Source organism: Thioalkalivibrio sp. HK1 (assembly GCA_000583135.1).
Lineage (GTDB): Bacteria > Pseudomonadota > Gammaproteobacteria > HK1 > HK1 > HK1.
The window spans coordinates 1-19,257 of the sequence record JFBG01000016.1; the positions used below are offsets into that span (position 1 = coordinate 1).

Annotated in this window: 16 protein-coding genes, 2 tRNA genes and 1 pseudogene; 3 read left to right on the forward strand and 16 right to left on the reverse strand. The window is 58.6% G+C overall.

Features of this window, described 5'->3' with window-relative positions; all coding sequences use genetic code 11:
- Positions 1-207: 207 nt before the first annotated feature.
- Positions 208-681 (reverse strand): YHS domain-containing (seleno)protein, encoded by a 474-nt coding sequence (locus tag BF99_RS0105680; RefSeq protein ID WP_156013181.1) that lies wholly within the window; start codon positions 679-681, stop codon positions 208-210.
- A gap of 454 nt (positions 682-1,135) precedes the next feature.
- Here BF99_RS0105680 and BF99_RS0105695 point away from each other — a divergent pair, with 454 nt between their 5' ends.
- Positions 1,136-2,062, forward strand: a complete 927-nt coding sequence (locus BF99_RS0105695; protein ID WP_025770113.1) for a methylenetetrahydrofolate reductase — start codon at positions 1,136-1,138, stop codon at positions 2,060-2,062.
- A gap of 332 nt (positions 2,063-2,394) precedes the next feature.
- Here the strand turns inward: BF99_RS0105695 and BF99_RS22805 are convergent, their stop codons facing one another.
- The 8 genes and pseudogenes from BF99_RS22805 to BF99_RS0105765 form a co-directional block, all read right to left on the reverse strand.
- Positions 2,395-2,733, reverse strand: a complete 339-nt coding sequence (locus tag BF99_RS22805) for a hypothetical protein (protein WP_156013182.1) — start codon at positions 2,731-2,733, stop codon at positions 2,395-2,397.
- A gap of 201 nt (positions 2,734-2,934) precedes the next feature.
- Positions 2,935-4,566: an ABC transporter substrate-binding protein gene (locus BF99_RS0105720; RefSeq protein WP_081759124.1), complete on the reverse strand. Its 1,632-nt coding sequence runs from the start codon at positions 4,564-4,566 to the stop codon at positions 2,935-2,937.
- 229 nt (positions 4,567-4,795) lie between these two features.
- A pseudogene (locus tag BF99_RS22405) lies at positions 4,796-4,978 on the reverse strand (SelT/SelW/SelH family protein); the annotation flags it as partial.
- Between the two features lie 71 nt (positions 4,979-5,049).
- The gene (locus BF99_RS0105735) at positions 5,050-5,790 is read right to left on the reverse strand and encodes an amino acid ABC transporter ATP-binding protein (RefSeq protein WP_025770117.1); all 741 of its coding nucleotides are present in this window, start codon (positions 5,788-5,790) and stop codon (positions 5,050-5,052) included.
- A 60-nt stretch (positions 5,791-5,850) separates the two neighbouring features.
- Entirely contained in the window at positions 5,851-6,966 is a 1,116-nt protein-coding gene (locus BF99_RS0105740; RefSeq protein ID WP_025770118.1) for an amino acid ABC transporter permease, read from the reverse strand.
- Complete coding sequence (locus tag BF99_RS0105745) at positions 6,967-8,121, reverse strand: amino acid ABC transporter permease (protein WP_038097472.1); 1,155 nt, start codon at positions 8,119-8,121, stop codon at positions 6,967-6,969.
- Between the two features lie 294 nt (positions 8,122-8,415).
- A complete protein-coding gene (locus BF99_RS0105755) occupies positions 8,416-9,441 on the reverse strand; it encodes an amino acid ABC transporter substrate-binding protein (RefSeq protein WP_038097474.1) in 1,026 nt (341 codons plus the stop codon).
- Positions 9,442-9,914: 473 nt separating this feature from the next.
- On the reverse strand, positions 9,915-10,940 hold the full coding sequence (locus BF99_RS0105765) for an amino acid ABC transporter substrate-binding protein (protein ID WP_025770122.1): 1,026 nt from the start codon (positions 10,938-10,940) through the stop codon (positions 9,915-9,917).
- Positions 10,941-11,132: 192 nt separating this feature from the next.
- On the opposite strand from BF99_RS0105765, the gene BF99_RS0105775 reads away from it, so the two are divergent.
- The gene (locus BF99_RS0105775) at positions 11,133-12,365 is read left to right on the forward strand and encodes an MFS transporter (RefSeq protein WP_025770123.1); all 1,233 of its coding nucleotides are present in this window, start codon (positions 11,133-11,135) and stop codon (positions 12,363-12,365) included.
- Between the two features lie 31 nt (positions 12,366-12,396).
- Here BF99_RS0105775 and ppgK read toward each other — a convergent pair whose 3' ends face one another.
- The 5 genes from ppgK to thiS all read right to left on the reverse strand — a co-directional run bounded on the left by ppgK (position 12,397) and on the right by thiS (position 15,833).
- Positions 12,397-13,137 (reverse strand): polyphosphate--glucose phosphotransferase, encoded by a 741-nt coding sequence (gene ppgK / locus BF99_RS0105780; protein ID WP_025770124.1) that lies wholly within the window; start codon positions 13,135-13,137, stop codon positions 12,397-12,399.
- A gap of 265 nt (positions 13,138-13,402) precedes the next feature.
- Positions 13,403-14,212 (reverse strand): hydroxypyruvate isomerase family protein, encoded by an 810-nt coding sequence (locus BF99_RS0105790; RefSeq protein WP_025770125.1) that lies wholly within the window; start codon positions 14,210-14,212, stop codon positions 13,403-13,405.
- A gap of 218 nt (positions 14,213-14,430) precedes the next feature.
- Positions 14,431-14,507: transfer RNA gene (locus BF99_RS0105800), tRNA-Arg, on the reverse strand.
- A gap of 243 nt (positions 14,508-14,750) precedes the next feature.
- Positions 14,751-15,581 (reverse strand): thiazole synthase, encoded by an 831-nt coding sequence (locus BF99_RS0105810; RefSeq protein WP_025770126.1) that lies wholly within the window; start codon positions 15,579-15,581, stop codon positions 14,751-14,753.
- Positions 15,582-15,632: 51 nt separating this feature from the next.
- On the reverse strand, positions 15,633-15,833 hold the full coding sequence (gene thiS, locus BF99_RS23320; protein ID WP_025770127.1) for a sulfur carrier protein ThiS: 201 nt from the start codon (positions 15,831-15,833) through the stop codon (positions 15,633-15,635).
- Between the two features lie 332 nt (positions 15,834-16,165).
- On the opposite strand from thiS, the gene BF99_RS0105825 reads away from it, so the two are divergent.
- A tRNA-Gly gene (locus BF99_RS0105825) sits at positions 16,166-16,239 on the forward strand.
- Positions 16,240-16,301: 62 nt separating this feature from the next.
- Here BF99_RS0105825 and BF99_RS21870 read toward each other — a convergent pair.
- The gene (locus tag BF99_RS21870; RefSeq protein ID WP_025770128.1) at positions 16,302-17,270 is read right to left on the reverse strand and encodes an SPOR domain-containing protein; all 969 of its coding nucleotides are present in this window, start codon (positions 17,268-17,270) and stop codon (positions 16,302-16,304) included.
- A gap of 36 nt (positions 17,271-17,306) precedes the next feature.
- Positions 17,307-19,070, reverse strand: coding sequence for an arginine--tRNA ligase (gene argS / locus BF99_RS0105835; protein WP_025770129.1), 1,764 nt, complete (start codon positions 19,068-19,070; stop codon positions 17,307-17,309).
- Positions 19,071-19,257: the final 187 nt, after the last annotated feature.

The window sequence follows — 19,257 nt, forward strand, 5'->3', positions numbered from 1 at the left end:
GCTGGCTCTTAGCGGCATGTTCAATCCCGCATGACCGTCCGCCATCGCCGACCCTGCGACTAAAAGGGTCGAAAGAGCCACGATCCTCGATATTGCTTTCATGCTTTTTTCTCCTTTACAAGAGATTGGCTTACCTCGGCAAAGTCGTTTGCCGATCTTCGAAGGGCATCATCGCCCGATCCCGACCCCCTTGTTTTCGATTGACGATCAGCCCTTGTCGAGAACTTGGGGCCAGTTGCCATCGGCTTTTTCGATATTGCCGGGGATATCCTGACGCCACTTCCCCCTGACTCCGAGCGAATAGTTCAGGTAGAGCTTGCCGTCTTCGATATGCCAAGCCTCGGGGACGGTGGATGCGGTATAGCCGTTGGCCACCGCCCACGCGCAATAACCGCCGTATCGAGGGGCGAACGCATCGGGGTCGGCGGCAAAGCGATCTCGATTTTCCGCGCTGGAAAAATGCCAATCGACTCCCTTCCAGCGGTGAGAGAATTCGGCCGATCCGGCAACCGGCTTTCCTTCGCTGAAATAAGAAACGGGATCGGTCCCGTCGATGGCGATTCCGTCATCGGCGTAGATCGGCTCGGCGGCTTTGCTGGCATCGATCGACCAGAACCCGACCACCCCTACCAAGACCAGCGCGATCGCAAAAGCGAGTGAACGACCACTTGACATTGTCATGACGCATCTATCCTTATGGGTGTGAAAATCCTTGGCCTGCGAATCGTTCAAGCCTCGATACCGATGGATGTCATCGACATCCGGCTTGGCTTCGATTCGTCGATCGAGCGATTTCCGGTTTTTTGCCATCGGCAATTATGCACAATACCGCATTTGCGATGTGGCACGGACAAATCGGGCAAGATCCGGCTTTTCAAGATATCTCGTCCACTTCCTCGGTGCAAAATGCCGCCGATGACGAGGCTCGATGAACCCGAGCGAATCCGAGGCGGATCGAGAACCGAAGGTCTCGATGTCGAATGCTCGAAGATCTCCGCCGGCCATCGACGACGGCGGGGGTATTTTCAAGCGCTTGCCGACGGCGCGGGCGCTTGAATCGTTCGCTTAGGTCCCCCGCATCGAGAGCATCTCGATGTCTGTCGTGTCGGCATCTGTCGATGAACGATGACGAGCGATGCCGTTTTTCGCCCTGACCAATCAGCCGGAGGCTTCGATGGATCCGCAGTTCAAGGCCCTCCTCGATGACTATTCGATCGAGGTCATGCCTCGTACCGCATCGAAGATCGATGATTTTCGATCTCTTTTGCCCCCCGGCACCCGCGTTTATATCGCCCATGTCGATGGCACGGATATCGATGATATGGTCGCCACCGCCAAGCGGATTCATCTTGAGGGTTTCACGCCGATGCCGCATTTCCCGGCGCGCATCATCTGCGATCGAAAGACCTTGGCTTTGTGGATCGCACGCTACCGGGAGGAGGCGAATGTCGACGAGGGCTTGATACTCGCCGGGGGGGCCGCCAAAGCCGAGGGCGATTTCGCCTCTTCGATGCAACTTTTGGAAACAGGCCTGTTCGGTGATTTTCGCCGCTTGCATGTCGCAGGCCACCCCGAGGGGAATCGGAGCATCGATCCCGATGGCGGGGAAAGCCAAGCCATGGCGGCGCTGGCGTGGAAACAGCGATTTTTTGCTTGCACGGATGCCGAGTTCGCGATCGCCACCCAGTTTTCCTTCGACCCCGAGGGGATCATCGCTTGGGCCGAGCGCTTGCGAGACACCGGCATCGACATGCCGATACACTTGGGGCTCGCCGGTCCCACCAAACTTCAAACCCTGATCAAATTCGCCATCGCCTGCGGGATCGGCCCCTCGCTCTCGGTGCTTCAAAAACGCGCTTTGAATTTCTCGAAGCTCCTTTTGCCCTTCGAACCGACATCGATATTGGATCGTTTGGCGCAATACAAGCGGGAGGATCCCAAAGGGAATATCGAGAGGATCCACTTCTTTCCCTTGGGCGGCATCCGCAGATGCGCATCGTGGATCTTCGAACACGGCGGGGCACCACCCGCAGCCGCCTTGAATCCATCGAGAGCGGATTAGCGGATCACTCATCCTCTTTTTTTCGATCGCACCTCTTTTTCCATCGACCGCTGCCAAGACGATCGGCAAGCCATCGATGCGGATGAATCTCGATGAGGCACCGACCGAGGCGCATGGACCTTGGTCCGTCGGCGGGCGCCGGGCGATGGCAAGGCCGGCGGCTCGTCTTCGACCCCCTCCTTTCGCTTCTTGAAGCGATCGAAGGAGCGAAGCCGAACAAAGCCTTGTCTTTCCTCGTTTTTTGTGCATAAAAATGGGGGTTATATCGAATAGTGCCGAAAGATAACTGAAAAAAAGGGGCTCGCACGGAGCCCCTTTTTTATTCGCCTACCTTAGAGTTGGTTGATTATCCAGATAAGAATCGGGATGGCAACCTGCATATTCTCCTGCACCACGGTAGCGTCATGATCCGCCAGATGGAAGCAGGAGTACGGGTCGGTGTTGCAAAGCGGATCGGTGTCGAGTTTGATGTCATATTCCGGCTTCAACATCGCACCGCCTTTATCGAATTCGGTTTGCCCCGAAGTCGATGGCCCAATGAACGCGGTCTGCGTCTCTTGCTCGACCGAAGACTGATATTGGATTTCGCTTTGACCTGTCGCTTTTTGCGGACCGGCATGAACCGCACCGACGAAGCCGAAGAGCATCGCAATCATCGCTATCTTTTTCATGGCTACTTCCTCCGTGGTTATCACTTGTGTACCCGTTCTTATACCCTTTACTTTATTTTGATCAATATGTCAAGCTATATTTTTCGGCACCATTCGATATAACCAAAAAAATGGGGGCGACTTTAAAGCCGCCCCCAAGGTTTTGGCAATATCTGCAAAGATCCGCAGGCTTTGAAAGCGAGCGCGATTTTTGCCGATCGCTTAGCCCTTCATCCACCAACGCTTGACGAAGTGGCCGCCGTCCATCTCCCAACCCCCTCCGATCTTCTCGGGGACGCCCACCATATCGTTGGTGGCCGCGATATCGCTGCCGAAAGCGGGGATGATGGTACCGCCTTGCATGCTGATCAGCTGCTGCACTTCCTGATACATCTCGGTGCGCTTGGCCTGATCCAACTCCCCTCTCGCCATCACCACCAGCTCGTCGACCCTGGGGATGCTGATCACCGTATCGTTCCACGGTGCGCCGGTGACATAGGCGATGGAGAGGATCAGATCCTCGATCGGACGGGGGCCCCAATAGCAGGCGCAAAAGGGCTTTTTATTCCAAACATCGCTCCAATAGCCATCCTTGGGCTCGCGGATGATATTGGGTCGAAGCCCGATCGCCTGCCAGTTCTCGGCGAAGAGCTGGGCGGCATCCACCGCACCGCCATAGGCGGTATCGGAGGTGCTCATATCGAACTCGGCCCCTTCCAAACCGGACTTCTTGAGATGATCCCTTGCCTTGTCGAGATCGAATTCGACTTGGAGATTCCGATCGAAACTCGGGAATTGGGGGCCCAAGGGTTGGTCGTTGCCGACGAAGCCATAACCGAAGAGGATCTTGTCGACGAAATCCTGACGCGGGGTCGAATATTTGAGCGCAAGGCGGAAATCGTTGTTGTCGAAGGGCGGAACATCGGTCCGCATCGGATGGGTGTAGGCAAGATTGCTCGGCACGTCGACAATCGAGACCCCCGGCGCCATTTTGAGCAGATGGATGGTCTTGAGATCGGGGCGATTGATCACATCCACCGAGCCGCTGGTAAGAGCCGTGACGCGAGCGTTGTCATCCAAAATGGCGATGATCTCGACCGAATCGGCAAAGCCGAGTTCGCTCGCTTGCCAGGAATTCGGATTTTTCTCCAAGGTGGTACGCACCCCGGGATCGAATTCGCGCAGGAAATAGCAACCGGTACCGGCCGATGAAAATAGATCCGCCTTGCCATCGACCGTCGGCACCACCGAAAAGTGATAGTCGGTGAAGATGAAGGGACCGTCGGCGTTGGCGTTGGCGAACTCGACCACCACCGTATCATTGCCATCGGCTCGTACGTCCGATACCCCTTCGAAAACGCCCTTGGCCGCCGACTTGGTATCCTCGCCTCGATGGACGTTGATGGAGTTGATGACATCCTCGACCGTCAGGGCTTTGATCGGATCGTTCGAGCCGCTCATGCCATCATAGAACTCCACCCCTTGGCGGATCTTGAAACGCCAAGTCTTGGCATCGGGGGAGGACTCCCAACTCTCGGCGAGGTTCGGGGTCGCTTGACCGTCGATCCCGACATCCACGATGGAATCCCGGATCGAACGGCTGATGACGATCATCGTGGTGGCGTTGTATGCGGTGGAATCCAACGAGTCGATGGTATTCGCATCGTTGAGCCCGCAGCGCATGTGGCCGCCCATCTTGGGCATATTGGCCAGCGCGCGACTCGACCACAATCCACCGGCGGTCGTGGCCGCGATCCCCATCGCGCTCGTACGACCGAGGAACTGGCGTCGATTCAATCGACCGTCTTTCAGCATGCGCTGAATTTCAAGTTCCTTCTCTTGCTTACGATTCATCGAAAAACTCCTTGTGACTCCGGTTGTTGGTTGCGAGCGCTACGGCAATGCATTCCGGAGGATGCGAATTTGCCGAAAAAAGCGACGAACAATCCCATCATCCGCAGCTCCCATCGGAAGCGCCGATGTGGATGGATTGAACAAACAACGCACCGCAACGGTGATCGCCGAAAGGCGATGACGACCTCGGGGACGACCTCGGGAACGATCCGGCATCCAAGCCCGTTCCCTATGCCTGCCCGGCCGCAATGGCATCGATCTCCTCTTCGGTGGGAAAACGGCCGGTGGCCTTTTTCGAAAAGAGGAGGCGATCGTTCGAGTTGATCTCGAACACTCCGCCCGATGATTTGATCAGCTCGACCTGCGCACCTTCGATCGAGGACGAAAGCCTATCGCTCACACGGAGCGCTTCCGCCTCGTAGCCTCAAGCACCGCAGTATTCGATGGTGAATTGCATGGTTGAATCTTCCTCTTCGTTATCGATCAGTGGCTCAATATCTGACCCAAGAAAAGCTTGGTGCGATCCGAGCGGGGATTTTCGAAGAATTCGCTCGGGATATTTTCCTCGACGATCTGGCCGTCGTCCATGAAAATGACTCGATCGGCGACTTGCGAGGCGAAACCCATTTCATGGGTGACCACCAACATCGTCATCCCCGACTGCGCCAAGTCCACCATCACTTCCAAGACCTCCTTGATCATTTCGGGATCCAAAGCGGAGGTCGGTTCGTCGAAAAGCATGATTTTGGGATGCATGCAAAGGGAGCGGGCGATGGCGACCCGCTGTTGCTGCCCCCCGGAGAGTTGGCCCGGATATTTATTCGCTTGATCCGGGATCCGCACTCGCTCCAAATATCCCATGGCTTGGGTCTCGGCCTCTTCTCGAGGCAGCTTGCGCACCCAAATCGGAGCCAATGTGCAGTTTTCCAGCACCGTCAGATGCGGAAAGAGATTGAACTGCTGAAAAACCATCCCCACTTCGCGGCGAATCGAGTCGATATCCTTGATATCGTGGGAGAGCTCGGTGCCATCGACGATGATCGAACCCTCCTGATGCTCTTCCAAGCGATTGATACAGCGAATCAGCGTCGATTTTCCCGAGCCCGATGGCCCGCAAATCACGATTCGCTCTTGGGAGGCGACATCGAGATTGATATCGCGCAGGACATGGAATTCGCCGAACCATTTATTGAGGCCGGATATGCTGATGATGGAATCGCTCATCTCTTCGATTTCTCCGAGATCGCTCGCATCGCCACCGAGGATCCCTTGGCTTCTTCGGGGCTAGCGCCCGGAGGTATCCAATCTTTTTTCCAAGCCGATGGAGTAGCGCGACATCGAAAAACAGATCACGAAGAAGAAAACCGAGGCCAGTACGTAAGTCTCGTGATCCACCTCTCCGATCCACTCCGGATTGGTCTGCAGCAAGCGCGCCTGCCCCAGGATATCGAACAGACCGATGATGATGACCAGGGTCGTATCCTTGAACAAGCCGATGAAGGTGTTGACGATCCCGGGGATGGAAATCTTGAGGGCTTGGGGCAAGATGATCAGCCGCATCATCTTCCAATAGCCCAAGCCCATGGCTTGGGCCGCCTCGTACTGGCCCGCGGGGATGGCCTGCAGGCCGCCTCGAATCACCTCCGCGATATAGGCGGAGGCGAAGAGGGTGACCATGATCATCACCCTGGCCAGCTGATCCAAGGAGACATTTTGCGGTAAGAAGAGATTCAAGATGACGATGGCGACGAATAGCAAGGTGATCAGCGGAACCCCCCGGATCACTTCGATGAAGGTCACCGAAACCACCCGCACCACCGGAAGCTTCGAGCGTCTTCCCAAAGCCAGCAGGATGCCGATCGGCAAGGAAAGGACGATACCGGCCAATCCCGCAACGAGATTGAGCATGAAACCGCCGAATTTATCGGTGGTAACCTCTTCGAGGCCGAGACCGCCGACCAAGAGCAAGGTGGCGATCACCGGATAAAAAAGCGCGAACCAACGACCGTAGCGGGCCCCCGGGGCCTTCTCGATCAACACCCATGCCAACGCCGGGATCAGCAACAACACCGCAAGGTTGACCCGCCAACGCGATTCCGCGGGATAAAAGCCATAGACGAATTGATCGATTCGTTGATCGATCCAAGCCCAGCACGCCCCGGCGCCGCCGACGCAATCATCCCTCGAAGTGCCGACGAATTCGGCGTCGAAAAAAGCCCAATCGAACGCCGGAGGGATGATCGACCATAGCAGGAAGAGCGAAATCAGCGTCAGCAGAATATTGAAGGGGCTCGAAAAGAGATTGGCCCGCATCCAACCCACAGCCCCGGTCTGACCCGCAGGCGCCGGGCGAGACGGCAACATCTCCGCTTGGCGGCGATGGAAAGCGGTATCGGACATCTAACGTTCCACCAATGCGATGCGTGCGTTGTACCAATTCATGAACAGGGAGGTCAAGACGCTGATCGTGAGGTAAAAGAGCATGTAGATCGAAATGACCTCCAACGCCTGTCCGCTTTGATTCATGATGGTGTCACCGATGGATACGATATCCTGATAACCGATGGCCACCGCCAACGATGAATTCTTGGTGAGATTGAGATACTGACTGGTCAGAGGAGGAATGATCACGCGCAAGGCCTGAGGCAAGATGATCTTGCGCATCGTCAACCCCGGGCGAAGCCCCAAAGCGCCGGAGGCTTCCGTTTGCCCCTTTCCCACCGAGAGAATTCCGGCCCGCACCACCTCGGCGATGAAGGCCCCGGTATAGGTGGACAGGGCGACCCAAAGCGCGACCAACTCCGGGGTGATATTGAATCCCCCTTTTAGATTGAATTTGCCCGCCACCGGGATATCGAAGTCGATGGGGGATCCGGCGAGGAAATATGTCACCAGCGGAAGGCCGATGATCAGCGCAAAGCCGGTGCGGACGACGGGGAATATCTGCCCGGTTTCGTCCTGACGTTTTCGCGCCCGGCGTGCGATCTGCCATGTGATGGCGATCCCCAGCGCCAGCGCCACCAAGATGATACCCGCACCGTCTTCGATGATCGGCGCCGGCAGGCGTACCCCGCGATTGTTGAGGAAGAGGGTATCGCCGAAGGAGATGCCATCGCGCACCTTGGGCAAGGCGAGGATGACCACCCACCAAAAGATGATTTGAATCAACAAGGGGACATTGCGGGTGAACTCCACATAGGCGCCGACGATCCGACTGATGAAGAAATTCCTCGACAGGCGCATCACCCCGGCGACGAAACCGATGATCGTGGCCGCCAATATCCCCAAACAAGCCACCAAGATCGTATTGAGCCCTCCGACCACGAACGCCCGTCCGTAGGTGGAGGTGGAATCGTATTGGATCAGTCGCTGGTTGATATCGAAAGAGGCGGTACTGCCTAGAAAACCATAGCCGGATGCCAAACCGGCCCGCTGCAGATTGGCAACGGTATTGGATACGATAAAGGCGAGAACCAGCAGCAGCGCCAAGATCAACAATAGCTGGAGGATGACCCCCCGCGCTCGCTCGTCCGTCCAGATTCTCTGCACTCGCATGCGCCAAGCACTCCCCTCGCTTTTTCGCACTGCGCCCGATGATACACGCGATCAAGCCTCGAAGGGCGGCAAAAATATTTGGGAAGCAATAAAGGGGATAAGGTCGGCAACCGAAATCGGCTCGGGTTTCAAAAAATCGACGAGATGGGACGGATCGATAAAGGGTAGGACAACGATATGTTTCGAATGATGGAATGATGGATCGTACCCCCGACGGACTCCTGACAAGGAGGCCGCCGGGGATATCGATACCGGCCGATCAACGCAAGGCCCGATGAACGACTCGACCGCCGATCAACGGAAAGGAGGAGCGTAAAGGATGCCGCCGTCCTTGTACAGAGCGTTCAAACCGCGCGCCAAACCGAGCTTGGTGCTCGTTCCGAGATAGCGATCGAAGATCTCGGCGTAGTTGCCCTCGGCCTCGATGGCTCGCACCGCCCACATGCCGTCGAGTCCGAGCATCGCGCCGAGCTCGCCCTCGCTGCCGAGCAGACGATTGACTTCCGGATTGTCGGAACCGCCGGCCATGCTCTTCGCATTCATCTTCGTGATCCCGAGTTCCTCGGCGATGATCAACGCGTTCAAGGTCCAACGCGCGATATCGGCCCACTGATCGTCACCCTGGCGGACCAAGGGTCCCAAGGGCTCCTTGGAGATGATCTCGGGGAAGACCATGTGCATGTCGGGATCGTCGAAGGTGGTGCGGGTTGCGGCCAGACCGGAGGCGTCGGTGGTGTAGACATCGCAACGCTCGGCCTCGTAGGCCGCCCGGGCCTCGGAGTTGGTTTCGATCGGAACCGGCTCGTAGGAGATGCCGTTGACACGGAAGAAGTCCGCCAAGTTCAACTCGGTGGTGGTGCCGGTCTGGATGCAGATCGAGGCTCCGTCGAGACCCGTTGCGCTATCCACACCCAAGGCCTTGCGTCCGATGAAGCCTTGACCGTCGTAGTAGCTGACGCCGATGAAGGTGAAGCCCAAGTCCACATCGCGCGAAAAAGTCCAAGTGGTGTTGCGCGACAGGATATCGACCTCGCCGGATTGCAGCGCCGGGAAGCGGTTCTTGCCGGTCAGGCTGACGTATTTGACCTTATCCGGATCGCCGAGCACGGCGGCGGCAAGGGCCCGACAGTAGGCGACATCGAAGCCTCTCCAATTGCCGGAATCGTCGGTTTCGGCAAAGCCGGGCAGACCGGTGTTGATGCCGCATTTGAGCTCGCCGGCGGCTTTGACATCGTCCAGCGTCGCCGCCTGTGCGGGCAGTCCCGCAAAAGCGACCGTTCCCGCAAGCGCCGCAGTGCTCAAGAATTTCCTGATTGCCATGATTAGCATACTCCTTGGAGATAAAAGGATGGCGGTGGTGGAATGCGCATTATCGAAGTGGAGACCGCCCTCGCACGGATTCATCGTTTCGATCAACCATCGCCTCGACAAACCCTAGGGGGGATTTTGACACGAATAGCGTCTTGATACCACCTGCGCGAAAAAATAACGATGAATCTCGAAGTCCGAAGATTGGCATCCGATATCCCGACAGTGCGCGCTCTAACCCCCGAGGCACTCCCGTTCTCGGCGGCTCTTCGAGGATTCGGGGGAATTCGAGACTGGATTCAAGACTGAATTCGAAACCGAAATCGAAGACAAATTCGAAGAGGGACGATCGTCGTTTTTATCGCCGGATCGATCGCCTCGGGCGCCGGATCTTACCCCCAAGACCTGCGCCATCACCCAAAGCACCGCATTGCCTCGGGCTTTTCCGGCGGACAAGCCCTACTTTTTGCGCCAAAGCCCATCAATCAACGAAAAGGCGGGGCATAAAGAATGCCGCCGTCTTTATAAAGCGCATTGAGTCCGCGCTCAAGACCGATTTCACTGTCGGAGCCCAAGTGACGATCGAAGATCTCGGCGTAGTTGCCCTCGACGGCGATCGCTCGTACCGCCCACTGCTTGTCGAGCCCGAGCATCGCCCCGAAATCCCCCTCGCTCCCGAGCAGGCGATTGATTTGGGGGTTATCGGTGCCTTGCGCCTTGGTCATCACATTCGCCTTCGTGATCCCCAATTCCTCGGCGATGATCAGGGCGTTCAAGGTCCAGCGCGCAATATCCGCCCATTGATCGTCGCCTTGGCGGACCAAGGGACCCAAGGGCTCTTTGGAGATGATCTCGGGGAAAACCAAATGCTCGTCGGGATCGGCGAGGGTGGCGCGGGTTGCGGCCAGACCGGCGGCATCGGCGGTATAGACATCGCAACGCTCGGCCTCGTAGGCGGCTCGGGCTTCGGCGTTGGTCTCGATCGGAACCGGCTCGTAGGATATCTTGTTGACGCGGGCGAAATCCGCCAGATTCAACTCCGTGGTGGTACCGGTCAGGATGCAGATCGAAGCCCCGTCGAGATCCATCGCGCTTTCGATGCCCAAGGACTTGCGCCCGATGAAACCCTGCCCGTCGTAATATCGAATACCGACGAAGGTGAAACCCAAATGCACATCGCGCAAGATGGTCCACGTGGTGTTGTTCGATAAAATATCGACTTCGCCCGATTGCAAGGCCGGGAAGCGATTCTTGGGGGTGAGATTGATGTATTCGACCTTTTTCGCATCGGCGAGCACGGCGGCGGCAAGCGCCCGACAGTAGGCGATATTGAAACCCTGCCACTCGCCCTCGTCATCGGTTTCGGCAAAACCGGGCATGACGGTATTGATGCCGCATTTGATTTCGTCGGCGGCCCTGATATCGTCGAGCATCGCCGAGTGTGCCAGGGTTCCTGCGAATGCGAAGGTGGCGGCGAAGACCGCAACGCCGATGAATTGCCTGATGGCCATATCCGATCTCCCCTTGGATCACACCTCGTTGCCATGCGCAAACAGCGGTGATGGAATGCGCATCGTCGATGGATCGATGGACCCCGTCTCGACCCCGGCGACGGCCCTGCGGCATTTCATGCGGCGCCCGATCGCGCTCAAAGCTTCGCTGATCGGTCAAGCGTATCCGATCGCGACGAGCGAGCCGCGAGCATGAGCGGATTATCATTGAAACTCGATTCCTTCACCCGCCGAATCGTCCTTCCGCTGGCGATCGCCGAGACCCTCGTCTGGGCCGGGTTTTACTATATTTTTCCCGCTCTTTTACCCGAATGGGAAAGCGATCCGGGCTGGTCGAAGACCATGCTCTCGATGGCCTTCACCCTCTCTTTGGTGATCACGGCCTTGCTCTTTCCGCTCTCGGGACGATTGATCGATCGCGGCCATTCGACCAAGGTTCTCACCGGCAGCGCCTTTTTGGGGGCGGTTTTGCTCATCGTTCTCTCCCAAGTCACCCGGCCGTGGCAATTTTGGTGGGTGTGGGCCGGACTCGGGATCGCGATGGCGGGCTGTCTTTACGATCCTTGCTTTGCCGTATTGGTGCGCGCCAACGGCAAGAGAGCCAAGCGCGCGATCTCCTTGGTGACCATCTTCGCCGGTTTTGCCGGAACCATCGCCTTTCCCAGCGCCCGCATCCTGACGGAGTCGATCGGGTGGCGAGCGGCGCTATGGGTCTTCGCAGCGGCGATCTGCCTTGTCGCCCTGCCGCTGTTCCGATTCGCCTCTCGTCATGCCGAGGCGCATGCTTTGATCGATGTCGCGCCCCCCGATCCTCGCACCAAGGGCTTTGCGGCGCTCAAAGACTTGCGCTTCCACCTCCTCGCCGTCGCGGTCTTTTGCTCATCGCTCGATCATGGCATGCTGATCTCCCACATCCTGCCCATTTTCGAAAGCCGCCGGGCGAGCGTCGATATCGCGACCCTCGCCGCTTCCTTCATCGGTCCGATGCAAGTCGTTGCGCGCATGACCTTGATGCAATCGGATCGCTTCGCCCGCACTTCGACCATCACCACCATCGCCTTCACCCTCTTGGCCGCTGCGGCTTTGAGCCTGCTCCACGCCGGGGCCACGCCTTGGCTGATCGCGGCCTTCGTGGTCATGCACGGGGCGGGGATCGGCATCGCCAGCGTGATGCGCCCGGTGGCAACGGCGGAGCTGATGGGGAGAAGGAATTTCGGGGTGGTGGCGGGGGTGATCGGCATGACGGGGATGACGGGCTACGCCTTGGGGCCGATCCTCTCGGCCGTCGTTTGGGAGGCCGGTGGCTACGATCGGGTGATCGCGCTGGCTTTTGCCATCGCCCTCATATCGATCGTCTCGATCATCGCCGCTTGGAGGATCGACGCCAAGAAAGGGGCGAGCACCGGCTCCGACGGAGCGAGTTGATCATTCGTTCGAAGCGGGCGTTCGAGGGGTTTTACGAAGCCACCGATCGAGCGGCCAATGCGGCCCCGATAATCCCCGCCTCGTTCAAGGCTTTGGCGGGAACGACCTCGGCCCGGGTATCGATAAGGTGCAGGAATTGATGATGTTTTTTGCTGACCCCGCCCCCGATGATGAAAAGATCGGGGGAAAGCAAGGCCTCCATCCTCCCCATGAACTCATCGACGTGACCGGCCCATGTCTTCCAATCGAGATCCTTTTCCTTGCGAATGCGAGATGCCGCTCGCTCCTCCGCATTCTTGCCTCGTATTTCTATATGGCCGAACTCCGTATTGGGGACCAAACGCCCGTCGATAAAAACGGCGCTGCCCAAGCCGGTGCCCAGAGTCAGCATGATCACCACCCCTTTTCGCCCCTCTCCGGCCCCGAAGGACATCTCCGCCAGACCGGCGGCATCGGCATCGTTGATCAGCAAGACGGGACACCCGGTTCGCTCCTCCAACAATCCTTGCCCGTCGGTGCCGATCCAGGACTTGTCGACATTGGCGGCGCTATGGACAACGCCCGCCTTGACGATGGCGGGAAAGGTGCACCCTATCGGCCCCTTCCATCCAAAATGCTCGACCAGCCTTCCCACGGCCTCCACCACCACCGGCGGGGTCGCAGGTTTCGGGGTCGGAATCCGATGCCGCTGCGATACCAAACGCCCCGTCTCGATATCCACCGGAGCGCCCTTGATCCCGGATCCGCCGATGTCGATGCCTAGAATATTCATCGCCCCCTCTTCGATAGCGCTGGGAAATCTCCGCTCGGATCTTACGCAAATCCCTCGGGGCGAAGCGCTTATATGATGGGGCGGGCATCCAAGCCTTTGGGCGGATAACCGGGCGAGGTCGATATTGGCAGGTCAAAAGCCCGTCTTGGGACATCGCTCCTTCGTCGAAGCGATCGGGATTCGAAAAAAGATGGACGAAACTTTGACCATCGGCAAGCGCATACTCCACCGATCCCCGATCGCCGCAACAACCATATCTTCGCTTTCAATCGCGCCCTCGCAGGGCGCTCATCCACCCGAGGCCGGCCTCGGTATCGCCTTCGGGCGGGATGTATTCGGCTCCGAGCGGGGCCAAGTAGCCGAGACGATCCACCGTTTCGAAAAAATCGGCGTAATCGATATCGCCATGATCCGGCGGGCCGCGATCCGGTACCGCCGCGAATTGGATATGGCCGATGATCGGAAGATGGCGCTCGAAGAGATCGGTAATCGGTGTCGAATCCCCTTCGAGAAGATGAAGGTTCCAAGTATCGAATAGCAATTTTAGATTGGATCGGCCGACTTCCTCGATCACTTCTCGAGCCAAAGCGCTCGAGTCGAGAAAATAGCCGGGGAAGGATTGACGAGCCAAGGGCTCGATCAATATGTCCCGCCCTTGCGCCGCGGCCTTCTCAGTGGCGAAATCCAGATTGGAAACGAACGCGGTGCGCGCCGCGCGATGGGCCGAATCGCCGCCGGCGACGATGCCCGCCATCACATGGATCGCCGCGGCATCGATGGCATCGGCGTAAGCCAAAGCCTCCTCGATGTGATCGCGGGCCTCGCTTTCGCGATCGGGAAGGGCGGACAAACCCACCTCGCCGGAGTCCGCATCGCCCTTGCGGGTGTTGATGCTCAGCATCGGCAAGCCGGTTGCCGCCAACGCGGCGGCGACCCGCTCGGGGTCTTCGTGATAGGGCCAGTGGCATTCGACGGCATCGAAGGCGGATATTTTCGCGGCATGGATGGCATCGGGCAGCGCCAGCTCACGCCAAAGGAAACCCAAGTTGGCGGAAAATTTCCTTGGCTCGTTCATTGCGTGCGTCTTATGCGGCGAGTGTCGAGATCGAAACGGAGGACGTCAACGACGAATCGGCAACGGCAGGCGGATGCCCGCAGCCCGAAGCGTCACCGATGATTGGCGTGATCGACGCAAATCGCCGCGCCGTCTTTCAGGTAAGGTGAAGGGGGCGATAGCGCCGAACCCGAAAAAGCATGCGTCGTCGGTCGCAAGCGATCGATCGAAAAAAAAGATGGCGCGCCCGGAGAGATTCGAACTCCCGACCCCCTGGTTCGTAGCCAGGTACTCTATCCAACTGAGCTACGGGCGCAATATGAATCGATAGGGATAAGTATAGAACATCGCAAAGGGTAAAAGCGATCATCGCCTCCTCGATCGCCTGACTATCAAGGCCTGACTGTCGAGAATATGATCGACGATTGCAAGGGGAGGGGATTCGGCCTTGGGCATTCGAAGGCCTGCGATCCCCCAAGGCAGTGCCCCGAAAAAGGGGATACCGAAAAGCCCCTTGGGGGTGCGAATCGCCACCTCGCAGCCCTTCGATCCTTGACTTTCAGGCGATTCGCCCCTCGATGGGCGAGGAAGCGCTGGCATGCCTTTTGCGCGGGATCCTCCCGGCAAGCCAAGCCTCGCGTCCGGCTTCCACCGCTTTGCGCATCGCCGATGCCATCAAGATCGGATTCTCGGCCCCGGCGATCGCCGTGTTCATCAATACCCCGTCGCAACCGAGCTCCATCGCGATCGCGGCATCCGATGCGGTGCCGACCCCGGCATCCACGATGATCGGAACCTTGGCGTTCTCGACGATGGTCAAGATATTATAAGGGTTGCAAACCCCCAAACCGGAGCCGATGGGGGCGGCGAGGGGCATCACGGCGCAGCAACCGATCGCTTGGAGTTTGAGCGCCACCACCGGATCGTCGCTGGTGTAGACCATGACATCGAAGCCATCGCGCACGAGGATCTCGGCCGCTTCCAAGGTGCCCGCAATATCGGGATAGAGGGTTTGCTGATCGCCCAAGACCTCGAGTTTGACCAGCGAATGCCCGTCCAAGAGCTCGCGCGCGAGATGGCAGGTGCGCACCGCGCTCTTGGCATCGTAGCAACCGGCGGTATTGGGCAAGATCACGAATTCATCGGGCGGCAGATAATCCAGCAGATTCGATTCATCCGGATTCTGACCCAGATTGGTGCGGCGAAGGGCGACGGTGATCATTTGCGCCCCGCTGGCGACGGTCGCCGCCTTGGTCTGCTCGAAATCCCGATATTTGCCGCTGCCGACGATCAAACGCGAGCGATATTCGACCCCGGCGATCACCAACGGGGCATCGGGGCTGTCCGATACTGCATGCTTCGCTTGGTCTTGGTTCACGCTTTGACTCATGAGGGTTCCAACGGTAAGGTAAAGAAAGAGCGAACGAGGGAGCGCTTCCGCCTAGCCCCCGCCGATGGCATGGACGATCTCGATCCGATCCCCGAAAGCGAGCCGACGCTCGGCAAAAAGACTGCGCGGCACCACCTTCTCGTTGACCTCGACCGCCAAACGCTTATCCATAAGGCCGAGCCCTTCGAGCAGCCCTTCGAGCGTCGTATCGGGTTCGATCTCCCGGGGTTGCCCGTTCAAGACGATTTCCATCGGCCTTCCATTTCAAGACAACCCTTTTCGGAGCCCATTGCCTCGGTGATCGATGATTTTTCGGCTCAGGATCACCCTCGCTCGGCGAGAGAGCGACTTGGCGCACCGTCGATCACTCATCTCACCCACCCGATCGAGGGGGGTCGGGGGAATGCGAGGAAAAACCATCATCCGATCCCTTCGATGTGCGATCGGTGTGCGGCCAAGCCGAATAGGCGGTTGACCGCAGGCGCACTCCTCATTAAGATCATAGCGTGATGCTTGGGGCCGCGGGCCGCAAAAGGCATCCGAGCATCGAGCCCAAGGAGGTATTCTTCCTAAGGCCTTGCAATGCGGGTGTAGTTCAATGGTAGAACCTCAGCTTCCCAAGCTGATGACGTGGGTTCGATTCCCATCACCCGCTCCATTGCTTCCGATCCTTATCGAGCGCCGTCTCATCGCCTGCGTCTTTTCGAGTGCGCGCGATCGCTATCCTCGTCGACCTTCGAGCACGATTGTCCTAAAGCCCTCGGATTCAAGACGGGCGCGGGCGCTTTCGGTCTGCGAGAGGCTTTGATAGGGACCCACCCGAACTCGATGCCACGGCGCTCCGCCGTCGATCGACATGCTCTGCACCATCACCCGAAAGCCCATCAGGATGAGCGAGGCCTTGGCTCTTTCGACCTCGCTTGGTTCTTTGAAAGAACCCACTTGGATCACATAGCGAGAAGGCAAGGCCGCCTGCGCTTCGTCTTCCGGGTCGGGGATCGAGGCGAGCGTGGCTTCCTCTAAAAGATCGGGAGCGGCCGCGGGCGGCGATACCAGATCCTCGATCTTCCGGGCCGGTGCACCTTGTACGGGGGCGGCACTCGATGCCACCGCCGGCGCTTCCTCGCCCGGGGAAGCGTTCGCCCGATGATCGGGGGCAGGCTCCGATGGGCTCGTCGGCTTCAGATCTCGAGGCGACGAATCCGCTAACGAATCCGGGGATGATGACAAGTCGGGTTCGGATGACTCGCCGGCGGCGATTTTCTCTTCGTCCAACGCATCATCGACCGAATCCCCGGACGCATCGTCGGCCATATCATCGCCAGTGTCTTCGTTCGAATCGGCGTTCGAATCGGCATCCGAGTCGGGATTCGAATCCCCGCTCGAATCCCCATCTTCTTGCGCACCATCGAGCGCCAAGACCAAAGACTCCGATTGAGCGGGAAGGTCCGCACCCCCGCCGGGCAAGACGGTATAGAACTCGTAGGTCGGCGAAGGCGGAAAGGCGTTCTCATCGACCCCCGCTCGATCCTGATAGGAGGCGCGCAAGGGATTGGGTATCGACTCCGGCCTTTGTGTCGACCACGTCAACACGCAGCCCACAGCCACCCCGGCGAGAAAGAGGGTGGTGCCGCCACCCCCCACGATATGCCTCGGGCGCTTGACCGCTCCTTTGCCTTGTCCCGCCATCGCCGCATTCGCTCCTGACCGATCCTTGCCCGATGTCTACATCGAATCCGGGGCGCCGACCCCGAGCAACGCAAGACCGTCGGCGAGCACGGATTGAACGGCGATTATCAACGACAGGCGGGCACCTCGCAGGCGATCGTCCTCGGCCAACAAGACATGGGCGTTGTAGAAGGCATGCAGATCCCCGGCGAGTTCGCGCAGGTAATTCGCGATCTGATGCGGCTCGAGGGTGCAAGCGGCGCCGGCGATGACTTCCGGATAACGAGATAGGCTCATCATCAGCGCCCGTGCTTCGGGCTCGACGAGACGCTCCAAATCGGCCTGCGGACCGGCACCTTCGTCCCATCCTCTTTCTCGGCACTGGCGCAGAACCCCGGCGATACGGGCGTGGGCGTATTGGACGTAGTAAACCGGATTGTCGTTGCTGCGCGATTTGGCGAGATCGAGATCGAAATCGAGATGCTGGGAACACGAGCGCATCGCATAGAAAAAGCGAGCGGCATCGCTCCCCACATCCTCGCGCAACTCGCGCAAGGTAACGAAATCCCCGCTGCGGGTGGACATCTGCGAACGCTGCCCGGCGCGCATCAAGGTCGCGAACTGCACCAACAGGATATCCACGGCATCGGGATCGTGGCCCAAGGCGGCGGTGGCGGCTTTGACCCGTTTGATATAGCCGTGATGGTCGGCGCCCCATACATAGATGATGCGCTCGAATCCCCGGGCGAATTTATTGGCGACATAAGCGATATCCGATGCGAAATAGGTCGATTCGCCGTTTTCGCGCACCACCACGCGGTCTTTCTCGTCGCCGAAGTCGGTGCTGCGAAACCAGCGCGCGCCTTCGTGATCGTAAAGATGCCCCGCATCTCGAAGCCGCTCCAAGGCCCGCTCGATCTCGCCCGATTCCACCAACTCCCGTTCGGAAAACCAGCGATCGAAGACGACCCCGAATTCCCCAAGATCACCCTTGATATCCTCGACTTGGCTCTCGCAGGCGATATCGAATAACCGCCGGTAGCGCTCCTCTCCCAATCGCTCGCGGGCTCTCGTTATCAGGGCGTCGATATGGGTCTCGGCGGCCTTTCCGACATGGGCATCGGGGGGAATGTCGCGCATCAGCGCTTGCGCATCCACCGCAAAATCGGCGCCGACTTCGCGCTCCAAGGCTTGGGCGATCTCGAGGACATAATCCCCGCGATAGCCCCTCGACGGGAAATCGAGATCGACCCTTAGAGCCTGTAAATAGCGCATCCAAACGCTCAAAGCCAAGATATGCATCTGGCGGCCGGCATCGTTGACGTAATACTCGCGCTGAACATCGAAGCCGGCGGCCGCCAATAGATTGGAGACGCTCGCTCCGTAGGCGGCGCCGCGGCCATGCCCGACATGCAAAGGGCCGGTGGGATTGGCGGAGACGAATTCCACCTGTATCCTCGCCCGGCTCTTTTTTTCTCCGTGGGCGAAGGCTTGGACCCCGCCGGCGGCCAAAAGACGCCGCACGATCTCGGTGAACGCCGCCTCGGTGAGGTGGAAGTTGATGAAGCCGGGGCCGGCGACACTCACTTGGGCGAGTGCATCGCTCGAAGGCAGAGCCTCGACGATCTTTGCCGCCAATTTGCGCGAATCGACACCGAGGCGCTTGGCAAGCACGAGGGCGACGGTGCTGGCGAAATCGCCATGATCCGCACCCCGGCTGCGCTCGACGGGTATCTCCGGCATGGAATCGAGCCCGATCTCCCCTTGCGTGCGCAGCGCATCGAGGGCGGATTCCAAATAGGCCCGTATCTGCTCCTTCACTGACAAGACGGCTCCTTGATCGATGTCGAAAATCGTCGGTCGATCGGTCGATGTTCACCTTTCGAGGCGACGATTGGGGTTATCGATACGATATTTTGCATTCAAGCGCATCGATATGCGAAAAAATCATCGAAACCGATCGCTTTATTCGGTGAACGACATCCTTTCGATTTCGAGCGCATGAGAT